The 10,071-nt window shown below is 66.3% G+C and carries 8 protein-coding genes; 3 read left to right on the forward strand and 5 right to left on the reverse strand.

The genetic code is table 11. From position 1 onward, the window contains the following. Positions 1-225: 225 nt before the first annotated feature. Positions 226-1,323 (forward strand): Xaa-Pro peptidase family protein, encoded by a 1,098-nt coding sequence (locus tag Q0Q02_RS14460; protein WP_293810444.1) that lies wholly within the window; start codon positions 226-228, stop codon positions 1,321-1,323. Between the two features lie 76 nt (positions 1,324-1,399). Here Q0Q02_RS14460 and Q0Q02_RS14465 read toward each other — a convergent pair whose 3' ends face one another. From Q0Q02_RS14465 to Q0Q02_RS14480, 4 genes are all read right to left on the reverse strand, one after another. Beyond that, on the reverse strand, positions 1,400-2,812 hold the full coding sequence (locus Q0Q02_RS14465) for a M20 family metallopeptidase (RefSeq protein ID WP_293810445.1): 1,413 nt from the start codon (positions 2,810-2,812) through the stop codon (positions 1,400-1,402). Positions 2,813-2,931: 119 nt separating this feature from the next. After that, a complete protein-coding gene (locus tag Q0Q02_RS14470) occupies positions 2,932-4,485 on the reverse strand; it encodes a DHA2 family efflux MFS transporter permease subunit (RefSeq protein ID WP_293810446.1) in 1,554 nt (517 codons plus the stop codon). A 29-nt stretch (positions 4,486-4,514) separates the two neighbouring features. Further along, on the reverse strand, positions 4,515-5,750 hold the full coding sequence (locus Q0Q02_RS14475) for an HlyD family secretion protein (protein WP_293810447.1): 1,236 nt from the start codon (positions 5,748-5,750) through the stop codon (positions 4,515-4,517). Continuing rightward, positions 5,743-6,222, reverse strand: a complete 480-nt coding sequence (locus tag Q0Q02_RS14480; RefSeq protein ID WP_293810448.1) for a MarR family transcriptional regulator — start codon at positions 6,220-6,222, stop codon at positions 5,743-5,745. The genes Q0Q02_RS14475 and Q0Q02_RS14480 overlap by 8 nt, the downstream gene beginning before the upstream one ends. A gap of 221 nt (positions 6,223-6,443) precedes the next feature. Here Q0Q02_RS14480 and Q0Q02_RS14485 point away from each other — a divergent pair, with 221 nt between their 5' ends. Both Q0Q02_RS14485 and Q0Q02_RS14490 read left to right on the forward strand, forming a co-directional pair. Continuing rightward, complete coding sequence (locus Q0Q02_RS14485) at positions 6,444-6,746, forward strand: hypothetical protein (protein ID WP_293810449.1); 303 nt, start codon at positions 6,444-6,446, stop codon at positions 6,744-6,746. Positions 6,747-7,336: 590 nt separating this feature from the next. Beyond that, positions 7,337-8,515 (forward strand): tetratricopeptide repeat protein, encoded by a 1,179-nt coding sequence (locus tag Q0Q02_RS14490; protein ID WP_293810450.1) that lies wholly within the window; start codon positions 7,337-7,339, stop codon positions 8,513-8,515. 67 nt (positions 8,516-8,582) lie between these two features. Here the strand turns inward: Q0Q02_RS14490 and Q0Q02_RS14495 are convergent, their stop codons facing one another. Continuing rightward, positions 8,583-9,776 (reverse strand): amidohydrolase family protein, encoded by a 1,194-nt coding sequence (locus Q0Q02_RS14495; protein WP_293810451.1) that lies wholly within the window; start codon positions 9,774-9,776, stop codon positions 8,583-8,585. Between the last annotated feature and the right edge of the window lie 295 nt (positions 9,777-10,071).

The following is a 10,071-nucleotide window of genomic DNA, read 5'->3' on the forward strand; positions in this document are numbered from 1 at the left end:
GCTGCCTCGTGGCCCGCCGCGGGCATGCGGCCTGTGCAATAATGCTGTGGCGGCGTGCCTGTTCGCCGCGTCGAAAATGCATATCCTGCGCCCGGCTGAAGCCTGAAAGGATATGACGATGACGCTTGGGGTGGGTGGATCGAGTTTCGAGGCCGAGCTTGCGAAGCTGAAGCCGATGGCGTCGAGCCGATCGCGGTCAGCGAGTTCAAGGCCCGCATCGCGAAGGTGCAGCGCCTGCTTCGCGAACAGGGCTTGCAGGGCCTCTATCTCGATACCTCGACCAACCTGCATTATTTTACCGGCATCCAGCTCAAGCTGACCGAACGGCTGCACGGCGCGGTGATCCCGGCTGAGGGCGAGGTCGTCTATCTCAGCCCGGCCTTCGAGGAGCCTAAGACGCGCGAATACATGCAGTTCGGCGACGATGTTCGCTGCTGGGAAGAGCATGAGGATCCGACCGCGCTCGTCGTGGAGACGATCCGCAGCCTCGGCTACGAGAGCGGCTCGATCGCTCTCGATCCTGATACACCCTTCTATACCGTCGACGGCTTGCGCAAGGCCGGCAACCGCTTCGACTTCACCAATGGCGCTGCGCTCACGGGGGCCTGCCGGCAGGTGAAATCCGCCGCCGAGATCGCCCTGATCCAGCGGGCCATGGATGTCACCATGGCGGTCCATCGCGCGGCGGCGCGCACGCTCAGCGTCGGCATGACGACCACGGAGCTCGTCGATTTCCTCGACCGGGCCCATGGCAAGTTCGGCATGAGCCTGACATTCGGCGCCGCGCAATTCGGCGAAGCGACCGCCTATCCTCACGGCGTTCCCTATCCGCAGACGCTGGCCGATGGCGACATGGTGCTGATCGACATGGGCACCAGGCTGGGCGGCTATCACTCGGACATCACCCGCACCTATGTCTTCGGCGAGCCGACCGAGCGTCAGCGCGAGATCTGGAACCTGGAGAAGCGGGCGCAACTCGCCGGCTTCGCGGCCGCCAGGCTCGGTGCGCCCTGCGAGGCTGTCGACCAGGGCGCCCGCGGCGTCATTGAAGCGGCCGGTTACGGCCCCGGCTACAAGGTTCCGGGCCTGCCGCACCGTACCGGGCATGGCCTCGGCCTCGCGATCCATGAGGAGCCGTTCATGGTCAAGGGCAGCCGGACGCCGCTGCAGGCCGGCATGTGCTTCTCGGTCGAGCCGATGATGTGCATCTATGGCGAGTTCGGCGTTCGCCTCGAGGATATCGCCTATATGACCGAGGACGGCGCTCGCTGGTTCACCGAGCCGGCCCACAGCGTCGACGATCCCTTCGCGGTCGCGGCCTGACGGTAGCGCCGCCTGTTACCCGTCTTACTGTTGGCGCCGGCCCGGCCATATCTGGCCGAGCCGGCAACCATTTCGCTCAGAACATGTGAAGCGGCGGCTTGGCGCTGTCCGGCAGCAGCGCCTTGTAGGGCGTCCGGGTCAGGCGCTTCTCGAAGTCGGCCTTGGCCTGCTCCAGCAAGCCCGGCTCGACCAGCACATCGGCGGCAACGCCGGCCATGACCTTGGCGACGTGGACCATGCCCTTATGCGCCAGCGGCGACTGCCCATGGGCGGTCAACTGCCAGGAATGCCCGGGCGTGCCGATCGTATAGGTCGCGCCGCGCGCCTGCACCGTCGGCACGGCCCAGGAGACGTCGCCGACATCGGTCGATCCCATCATGCGCGGCCCCGGGACTTCGCGAGGGGCGATCGTGTTGCAGAGGGGGAAGTCGGAGAGCGGCAGGCCCGCGCGGCGGAAGGCGCTCTCGATATGCGCCGATGTCACGGTCTTCTGCATGCGACGGGCGAAGGCGACATCCTCCGCATCGAAGGGCGGCGGGCCGAGCCGGTCGAAATTGCGCTGCATCGCATCTTCCAGCGGCGTGTTGGCGAGCAGGCTGCTCATCGCGCTGACGACCTCGTCGCTGACGGTGGTCTCGGTCATCAATGCCGCGCCTTCGGCAATCTTGCGGACGCGGGCGACGAGCTCATGAACCTGCGAGACTTCTGTCGCGCGCACGACATAGCGCAGCTTGGCCTTGGCCTGGACGACGTTGGGCGCGATGCCGCCGGCATCGAGATAGGCATAGTGAATGCGGGCATCGCTCGGCATGTGCTCGCGCAGGTAGTTGACGCCGACATTCATTAGCTCGGCGGCATCGAGCGCCGAGCGGCCGAGATGTGGTGCTGCTGCGGCATGGCTCGCGCGGCCGGTGAACTCGAAATCCATCGTCGTGTTGGCAAGGGAGATCGGCGCGGTGACCGCCGAGAAATCGGACGGGTGCCAGGAAATGGCGATGTCGACATCGTCGAAGACGCCTTCCTTGACCATGAAGGCCTTGCCGGCGCCGCCTTCCTCCGCCGGGCAGCCATAATAGCGGACGCGGCCCTTGAGGCCGCGCTCGGCGAGGAAATCCTTGACCGCGGCAGCGGCCAGCATCGCGCCGGCGCCCAGCAGGTTATGGCCGCAGCCATGGCCGGCGGGCTGGTTCGGCAGGGGCTGATGCTCTGAGACGCCGGGAGCCTGCGACAGCTCCGGCAGCGCGTCGTATTCGCCGAGGATGGCGATCACCGGGCCGTCTTCGCCGGCCTCGCCCATGACGGCGGTCGGCAATCCGGCGATGCCTGTCGCGACGCGGAATCCCTCGCGCTGCAACTGCTCGGCATGGGCCGCGGCCGACTTGACCTCGCGGTAGTTCAGCTCCGGCATCTCGAAGACGCGGTCGCTCAGCTCGATGTAGTCCCCCTGCTTGGAATCGACGATCGACCAGATTTTCTCAGCATTCTGCACAGTCTTCTCCCGAAATCGCGTCGTGCTTGCGCATGCTGTCGAAGGCCGCCTTCGCCTGCAATCGCCCGGCGCGCGGAGCCGTCCTGCATTCGGCGGCTAGGCCGCCCGGGGGGCTTGCCCTATTCCATGACCATGGCGTGGTCGTCGGCCGGAACGGCTGCTTGCCGGCGCGGCGGGCGCAGCAGGACGAGGAAGGGCAGGGCCGCGAGGCAGAGGATCATCAAGAGCTTGAAGTCGTTGACATAGGCGATGATCGTCGCTTGGCGCGTGATGACCTCGTCGAGCGCGGCGCGTCCGGCGAGCGTCGTTGGATCCCAGGCATGCTTGATCGCCGGCATCTCGAAGATGCGGTTGAAGGGCGTCACGTAATTGGCGATCTCGGCATGGTTGACCTGCACGTTGCGGGTCAGGAGATAGCTGACCAGCGAGATGCCGACGCTGGAGCCGATATTGCGCGAGAGATTGTAGAGGCCGGTGCCGTCGCCGCGATATTCCGCAGGCAGCGTCGCGAAGGTGATCGTCGTCAGCGGCACGAAGAGCAGGCCGAGCCCGCCGCCCTGGATGAAGCCGGTCAGCATGATGCGCTGCTGGGAAACGTCCGGCGTCCAGCCGGCCATGTCGTACATCGCCCAGGCGCTGACCAGGAAGCCGGCGCCCAGCAGAAGACGGGTGTCGACCTTCCCGATCAGCCGGCCGACCATGAACATGCAGGCCATCGTGCCGAGCCCGCGCGGGCCCATGACGATGCCGGCGGTCACCACGGGATAGCCGAGCAGCGTCTGCAGGAAGGGCGTCAGCAGCGCGAGCGAGGCGAGATAGCAGATGCCGACGATGAAGATGAAGATCAGGCCGACATTGAAGTTCCGGTCGAGGAAGAGCCGCGGCTTGATGAAGGAATTCTCGGCCGTGAAGGTGTGCACGACGAGGATGTAGAGCGCGGCGACGCAGACCGCCGCCTCGACGATGATCTCCAGCGAGTCGAACCAGTCGAGCTGGGCGCCGCGGTCGAGGAAGAGCTGCAACGCTCCGATCGCGATGCTGAGCGCGCCGAAGCCGGTCCAGTCGAGCTTGGCGAGCGCGCTCGCCTTGGTCTCGGCGACGAAGATCGAGACGCCGGCCAGCGCCAGGATGCCGAGCGGCAGGTTGATGTAGAAGACCCAGCGCCAGGAGATGTTCTCGGTCAGCCAGCCGCCGAGCACGGGGCCGAGCACCGGGCCGACCATGACGGATATGCCGAACAGCGCCATGGCGGAGCCGCGTTCCTCCGGCGTGTAGATATCGAGCAGGATGCTCTGCGAGAGCGGCACGAGCGAGGCGCCGAAGAAGCCCTGCATCAATCGGAAGCCGACGATCTGCGTCAGGGACTGCGCGGCACCGCACAGGATCGAGGCGACGACGAAGCCGATGATCGCCACGGACAGCACGCGCTTGCGGCCGAAGCGGGCCGCCAGGAAGCCGGAGGGCGGCGTCATGATCGCGGCCGCGACGATATAGGAGGTCAGGACCCAGTTGATCTGGTCCGCGCTCGCCGAGACGCTGCCCTGGATATAGGGCAGCGCGACATTGGCGATGGTGGTGTCGAGCGCCTGCATGATCACCGCGAGGATCACGCAGGCGGTTATGGCGCCGCGATTGGCGACGGGCGCCCCGGCCGGGGCAGCGGCACTGGCCATGGCAGGCCTCTTTGGCTGTTGTTGCTGGCCTAGTGGCTGACCTTGCCGACGGCCTCGCTGACGAAGCTCGGCAGGCCGCGGGCATGGCCGGTATCGACGTCGAGCGTCACACTCATGCCGGCGCGCAATTGCGGCTGGTCGGGCGGCGTGTCGATCTTCACGCGCATGGCGATGCGCTGGACGACCTTGACCCAGTTGCCGCTGGTGTTCTGCGCCGGCAGCAGCGAGAAGCTCGCGGCCGAGGCCGGGCTGATGCTGTCGACCGTGCCCTTCCAGACGGCGCCGGGATAGGTGTCGACATAGACTTCCGCCTCCTGGCCGGGCTTCACCCAGGTGAGCTCGGTTTCCTTCGGATTGGCCTGGATCCAGACATGGTCGGTCGAGACCAGGCTGAAGGCGTTGGTCGCGGCCTCCAGATATTGCCCCTTCTGCAGCGAGGGCACGTTGGTGACGACGCCGTTCATCGGCGCGCGCACCGTCGTGTGACCAAGCTGGCGCTGCGCTTCGGCCCGGGCCGCGACCGCATCCCTGTAGCGCGGGTGATTTTCGACCGGCGCACCGGGCTTGCCGTTGAGGTTGGCGGCGATGCCGGCGAGCTGGCTTTCGAGCTGCGCGAGCTTCAACCGGGCGCCGTCGAGATCATGCTTGGCCTGATCGAAGGTCGCCTGCGACGCGACCGACTTGGTGGCGAGATCCTGCTGGCGCTTGAAGCTGGTCTCGTAGAAGGCGATGTCGGTATGGGCCTGCTCGATCTGGCTCTGCATGCCCTTGTAGCTGGCCTTCAAGGCCTCGAGATCGTTATGGACCACGCCGATCTGGGCGTCGGCCCGCTCCAGCGCGAAGCGGAACTGCCGGTCGTCGAGCCGGAACAGCACGTCGCCGGCCTTGACCGGCTGATTGTCGCGGACATCGATCTCGCCGACGATGCCGGCGACATCCGTCGAGATGCCGAGGATGTCGGCCTGGACATAGGCGTTGTCGGTCGACATCACCTGTCCGCCGGTGACGTAATGGTAGCCGCCGGCGATCAGCGCGACCGGCAGCAATGCGAAGAGCAAACGGCGCGTGCGGTTGCGCCGATGCTGCGGTGCGGGGCCGGGCGCGGCCTTCGCAGGCATTTCCGGCTTCGTCTCCGACGCCTCCTTTGCGGTGGTCTCAGCGCGGGCCTTCGGCTCGAACGGCCGGATCTCCGCCCCGCCGCCTGAGGAGCCGGGCTCGGCCTCCTCGCCGGTCGCCGCTTCCGCATTCCTGGCTGCGTCATCCATTTTGGACTTGCCTTTCAGCCACCGGCATCTGGCAGGCGGCCGTGAGATTCGCTTTCATCTGCCCGAGCGTCGCGAGAAGCTGCTCGCGCTCGGCTAGCGGAATGTCGTTGAAGGCTTCCGCCCGCGTGACGTCGCCGAGCGCGCGCAGCTCCGTCAGTTTCGGCTGGGCCTTCTCGGTGAGGTAGAGCTGCCAGATGCGCCGGTCGGTCGCGTGCGGCCGGCGCTCCGCGAGCCCGTAGCTTTCGAGCTTGTCGAGGATGCGCCCGACCGTGATCGGCTCCACCTCCAGCAATTCGGCCAGGGCGCCCTGCTGGATGCCGGCATTCTGGTCGAGATAGGCCAGCACCTGCCATTGCGAGCGCGTCAATCCGGAATCGCGCGCATGCTGCTCGAAACGCTTGCGCAGGAGGCGCGCGACGTCGTGGAGCAGGAAGCCGACCGTCGGCGACGGTTTCTTAGGCGTGCTGATCATAAGCAAGTCTATTAAAATTCGGGCAGGCGTTGGTCAACGCCATCTTTTGACGCAGGGGTAGCGCGAGTGCCCCATGACACATGCCGCTGAAGGGTGTGTGCAGGGACCGCGCCGATTGACTTCCAAGGTCGATCGGCACCTACTTGCGCGCAAGCCGACCATCCCCGCTCGGGCGGTTAGCATTCTCAATTTCCGCGCCGCGCGCGGATGATCGGCGCCCCGTGAAGCCCACAGTCGAAGCCTATACCGTGGCCATGCCGTGGTACGAGCCGCAGGGCTTCCGACAGCTCTGGGAGCTTGCACATGACCGGGATCAGATGCCCTCGGATTACGAGACCTGGCATCGCAATGCGGTCGCGGTGATGAATGCCTGGCTTGCACGAGGACGGGCGCTGGAGATCGTCACGATCAAGCCGGCAGAATTCCTTGGCTGGCTTGAGGCAGCTGGACTGCCGAACACGGCGGACACGCGCCGGAAATATGTCGAGCTTCGCGCGGGGAGCCACTGCCACGACGTGGCTTGAGGGTATTCGTTCGCGGCGTCTTATCCTGTCCGCGTCCAGCGCAGGAAAGCGGACAGCCGCAGCAGGCCGTTGACGATCAGGGTATAGACCACGCTCGTGTCTCCATCTCGGGAGCCCACGTTATCGCGTGGTGCTTTTAGCGTTGTTGACGCGGCGCAAGCTGCTCCGACAAATCCCGCGATCGGATTCCTCCGATGGCTGTGAGCATCCGGGGATCTCGGGGCTGGGTCAATCGCTGGGATTTCCAAATTTTCGAAGGAGAGGAGAAGGAAACAACTGCGGCGGGCGACCTCCGTTACAGTTTTCATCTTTACGATCTCGAGGCCGATCCGGGCCATCGCTATCTCCCCGGAGCCGTCGATATCGCTGCCGGATTTCGCCGCGATCTTGTCGAGCCGTCGAGCACGACCTTCTGGTGGCTATCGAGGCCGCGCGGCTGCGCCGGCGAGATGAAGCGGTCGCCCAGGCCGGCAAGACGTGGATTCGCGGTGAGAGCCCGATCGCACGGGGTGGACACGCGCCGCCATTGCCCCTCATGCCTTTCGTGGCGCGCGTCCGAGCGCTACACAGTCGACCGACAGGAAGAAGCGATGAATGCCCCGTCCGCCAACCCGCCGCTGATCGCTGCAGCCGACAAGGGCGACATGGCCTTGATCGAGCGCCTCCTCGCGGCGGGAGCAAAGGTGGACGCCAAGGACGAGGCCGGCCGCACGGCGCTGATGGCAGCGACCCAGAAGAACGATCTGCCGCTGGCGCGGCGGCTGATCGCGGCGGGCAGCGACGTCAACGCCCGCGACGTCACCATGCTCTCGCCCTATCTCTGCGCCGGGGCGAATGGCTTCAACGAAATCCTGAAGCTCGCCATCGCATCGGGCGCCGACCCGAACAGCGTCAACCGCTTCGGCGGCACGCCGCTGCTGCCGTCGAGCGAGAAGGGCTTCCTGCGCACCGTCCGGGTCTGCCTGGCCGCCGGCATCCCCGTGAACCACGCCAACGATCTCGGCTGGTCGGCGCTGCTCGAAGCCGTGATCCTCGGCGATGGCGGAAGGCTCTATGGCGACGTGGTCGAGGCGCTGGTCGAGGCGGGTGCCGACCCGCACCTGAGGGACCGCGACGGCAAATCCTCGCTGGAGCATGCGCAGGCACTCGGGCAGGAGCGTGTGCTGGCGATCTTCCGCGGCGAGGGCGCGGCGACCGGACCGGGCGCCGCCGCGATCCGACAGGCGAAGCAGGCGGAGAAGGCGGAGCGTTACGAGGAGGCGCTGACCATCGTCGAAGCCGCGCTCGCGCAGCACCCCGGCGACACCGACCTCACCTATTACAAAGGCTATTATCTCTACGAGCTCGGGCGCAATGAGGAGGCGATCCGCGTCTTCGAGGCTTTGCTCGCACAGGCCCCCGAGGCGATCGAGTTCCACTTCCACATCGCTTATGCCTGGCGGGCGATGAAGCAGCCGGAGGCCGCGCTGGCGGCCTTCGATGCGGGGATCGCGCAGAAACCGGAAGCCCTGTTCCTGCGCTATCACAAGTCGAATTATCTGCGCGAACTCGGCTGGCACGAGGCTGCCGTCGCGGTGATGGACGAGCTGCTCGCGCGCGATCCGGGGCGCTATGATTTCGCTTTCCACAAGGGCAACAGCCTGCGCTCGCTCGGCCGGCACGAGGAGGCGATCGCGGCGATCGAGATCGCGATCGCGTCCGATCCCGGCAATCCGCTCTATCGGCAGCACAAGGCGCAGTCGCTTCGCCTGCTCGGCCGCGAGCCGTAGGCGCAAGCTGCGCGCGCAGCGGTCGGTCGGCCGCCTGCGCCGCTGGTGTTTCGGACGAGCCGATTCGTCAGGCGATCGGCTGGGTGAGTTCACCATGGCGGGTGACGATCCTGCCGCGCTTGACGACCGTACGGTCAGCCGGACGTGCGACGATGGCCTCGCAGATCGTCTCGCCGGGCAGGATCACGAAATCGGCGGTGCAGCCCACCGCGAGGCCGTAATCCGCGATGCCCATCACGGCGGCGCCCTTGTAGGTGCAGACGTCGAGCGCCAGCTCCATCTCCTCGTCGCGACGGAAGTTGTTGCGCAGGCCGACCAGCGTCGCCCGCTCCAGCATGTCGCCCATGCCATAGGGGTTCCAGCTGTCGCGCACGCCGTCCGAGCCGCCTGCGATGACGATGCCGGCCTTGAGGCAGGCCATGACCGAGGGAGCCGGCGAGGACGCGGGGGCCGTCGTGACAAGCGCGATGCGTTCCTGCGCCAGCTCGTCGATCAGCCGCCGGACATGGTCGGCGTCGGGCATGCCCAGGCAGAAGGCGTGGCTGACCGCGACCTTGCCCTGCATGCCGAGGGCGCGGGTGCGTTCCAGGATCAGGTCCATCGAGAAGGCGCCCATCTCGCCGCGCTCGTGCAGGTGGATGTCGAGCGGGCGGCCGTATTTCTGGGCGATGCCGAAGATCGCATCGAGATGGCCCTTCGGGTCTCGGTCGACCGCGCAAGGGTCGAGGCCGCCGACGACCTCGGCGCCCATCGCCATTGCCTGGTCGAGCAGCTCGAGCGTGCCGGGGCGGGTGAGCAGGCCGGATTGTGCGAAGGCGACGATCTCGACGTCGATCACGTCCTTGAGGCGTTCGCGCATGGCCATGACGCCTTCGATACCGGCCAGGCCGGTTTCGGTGTCGATGTCGACATGGCTGCGGATATGGGTGGTGCCCATCCTGACCATCTGCGCGACGAGGCGGCCGGACTGGCGGTCGGCATCGATGCCGAATTCGCGGCGGTTGCGGCGCTCGGTCTCGATCTTGTCGATCAAGGCGGGGCCGGCGGTGTGCCTGTGCCAACCCATGCCCCAGAAGCTCTTGTCGAGATGGGTATGGGCCTCGACGAGGCCGGGAATCATCAATCGGCCGCCGGCATCGAAGGTTGCATCGGCCCCGGTGGCGCCGGCGCCGATCGCCGCGATGCGCCCGTCACGGACAAGGACGTCCGTGGCCACGCCGCCAGCCGGGCGGACATTCCGGATCAAGAGAGTATCGGGCACGAGGCAGCTCCTTCTTCCAGATCGGTGCGTACCGGCTTCTTAAGGTCCAATCGCGGCTCTGGCCCGTTAAATCATCCGATTATTATCATGCAGAAATCGAATGGTGCTTTGCTTTGGCCTGCTTCCCGCAAGGCGCAAGAGTTTCGGCTACGGATCGCAAGGCAAACACTCATTCGATGAAACCGGGATCATCCCGGATTTCCGCTGTGCCCCATCCGGGATGCCGGTGCGCGGCAAGAAACTAGGCTCAGGACTCATTGATTGAGCCAGAAGATAAAGGTTGCGGCGAAGGCTA

The sequence above is a fragment of the uncultured Allobosea sp. genome, assembly GCF_945956895.1.
Lineage (GTDB): Bacteria > Pseudomonadota > Alphaproteobacteria > Rhizobiales > Beijerinckiaceae > Allobosea.

Excerpts from the sequence above, each read along its gene's own strand:
- Q0Q02_RS14470 (WP_293810446.1), bottom strand. The coding sequence starts at position 4,485 with ATGGCCAGTGCCGCTGCCCCGGCCGGGGCGCCCGTCGCCAATCGCGGC.
- Q0Q02_RS14475 (WP_293810447.1), bottom strand. The coding sequence starts at position 5,750 with ATGGATGACGCAGCCAGGAATGCGGAAGCGGCGACCGGCGAGGAGGCC.
- Q0Q02_RS14480 (WP_293810448.1), bottom strand. The coding sequence starts at position 6,222 with ATGATCAGCACGCCTAAGAAACCGTCGCCGACGGTCGGCTTCCTGCTC.
- Q0Q02_RS14490 (WP_293810450.1), top strand. The coding sequence starts at position 7,337 with ATGAATGCCCCGTCCGCCAACCCGCCGCTGATCGCTGCAGCCGACAAG.